Source organism: Nostoc sp. CALU 546, assembly GCF_048836525.1.
This window is the reverse complement of record NZ_JAWJTF010000374.1, coordinates 1-1805: the sequence shown is the minus strand read 5'-3', so window position 1 is coordinate 1805 and position 1805 is coordinate 1. Positions and strand designations below refer to the sequence as shown.

Genomic DNA, 1805 nt, shown 5'->3' with positions numbered 1-1805 from the left:
ACCCCATCGTGTAGTTCATAATGCCTGTCTGAAGATTCTGGATACCAGGCGATAAATTCATCAAATGTTACTTGTTTGGTTAAGGCTTGAGTCATACTTTGCCTCTTTGCTTTATGTCAAATTTGACTCCTTTCCAAACTTCTCCCCGACACAGGAAAGGGTTTTTTCTCGTTCTCAAGTTCTGCCAGGAATGAAGTACTTTAAGGTTTCTGTATTTTGTTAATTAGAATAAAGGGAAGAGTTTCCTGAATTGTGTTATCTGTCAAATCCAGGAAACGAAAAATTATATAATTTCCTAGGGGTAAAAATGGAAACAAAATATGTTGCAGTGGAGCGATCGCATTTTTGACGTTTAAAGCAAGGTAAAAGGGTGCAGCAAAACTGGCGATCTTGTTTCTCACGAATGATTTGGGATTGCCATAGTTGTTAGTAGGGAACTTTTAACTAACAATTCCTAGATTGTTGTATATTTCGATGAGATTGCCATCAGGATCGCGAAAATAAGCTGTGCGGATTCCCCAGTCTGGGCGATCTTGTGGTTCTGTTACAACGATCGCATTCTGAGTTTTTACTTGCTCATAAACCTCATCCACGTTATCGACTGCGAAAATCAAGACAGTTTTATCTCGATTGACAACATACGAAGGTTGTTCGATTCTGGGGACTACTTCAGCCATTAATTCTTTTTTGAACAAACCCAGCTTGAGATATCCGGTATTAAACTCAGCATATCCGCTATCTTCATCGCCCCAATCGACATCAAATTTCAGCAGATCCCGGTAGAACAGAAAAGAATCTTTATAGTTGGAGACAAGCAGTCTCAGGTGTGTTAACTGAAGCTTCATATCTGTTACCTTAGTCTACTAACTGTGAATTCTAGGTTCTGGATGCAAAGTCGCCAGCAACTCGCTTTCGACAATTGCCAATTCATCAAGCCGTTGCATGACAATTTCTCGGTCGAAATAAGTAGCAGCTAAAACCCAATATATACCGTAGTGTCGCGCTTCGGATGCCATTAGCCCACGATAAAATTTTGCTAACTCTGGCTCTGGACAGTGAGCAGCTAATAATCCCAGGCGTTCGTGAGAGCGAGCTTCTATTAAACCAGTTACTAGTAAGGAATCCAGGAATCGCTCAGGTTCTTTGGGGCGGACTTGAGCTTTTAAACCCGCGCCGTAGGGAGGCGGTGGTAGGGGGGCTAGGGGAATATTCCGGCGTTCTAACCATTGGTTAACTAGCTCAAAGTGTTCTAGTTCTTCGCGGGCGATCGCAGTTAGTTCCCGCACCATCTTAGTATTGGAAGGGTAACGAAACATCATGTTTAAGGCTACGCCCGCTGCTTTGCGTTCACAGTGGGAGTGGTCGAGTAAGATGATGTCTAAGTTAGCGATCGCTTGTTCAACCCAAGCAGAGCTTGTGGGCTGTTTTAGGGCGTTGATAGTCGATAACTGAGTAAGCACAAAGTCACAAAACTCCAGAATTTAAATTTGGCTGAGTACCCTAACAAATTGATTTTAATCGTGGATGGGGCAATTTGTTGCTTTTATACCTTTTGCTCTCTCTCTCTTAGTCAGCACGTCATTGATTACCAAAAGCTTAAAATACCTCTAAATGGCTCTTGTTTGCTGTCTTGTCCACGCACGAAATGCTTTCATTGTCACATTTCTGCCATTGGTTTTACTCAGTATCAAATATTCGGGAATCACTTTGCAAAAAAGAGCTACTCCAATAATATTGGAATAGCTCTTTTTTTGTTTTTGTCAACTCAATTTTCACATATTTACAGAGATGGTTGATGATGTATT

General features: G+C 41.4%; 2 protein-coding genes and 1 pseudogene. All 3 read right to left on the bottom strand.

All coding sequences use genetic code 11. The features are described 5' to 3' along the window. Positions 1 to 95 (bottom strand): annotated as a pseudogene (locus RRG12_RS43805) (Uma2 family endonuclease); the annotation flags it as partial. Between the two features lie 345 nt (positions 96 to 440). Continuing rightward, positions 441 to 845, bottom strand: coding sequence for a VOC family protein (locus RRG12_RS43800; protein WP_069069847.1), 405 nt, complete (start codon positions 843 to 845; stop codon positions 441 to 443). Between the two features lie 18 nt (positions 846 to 863). Next, complete coding sequence (locus tag RRG12_RS43795; protein WP_069069846.1) at positions 864 to 1460, bottom strand: tRNA-(ms[2]io[6]A)-hydroxylase; 597 nt, start codon at positions 1458 to 1460, stop codon at positions 864 to 866. Positions 1461 to 1805: the final 345 nt, after the last annotated feature.

Bases quoted from the DNA above. Each gene is read 5' to 3' on its own strand.
- RRG12_RS43800 (WP_069069847.1), bottom strand. From the start codon at position 845: ATGAAGCTTCAGTTAACACACCTGAGACTGCTTGTCTCCAACTATAAA.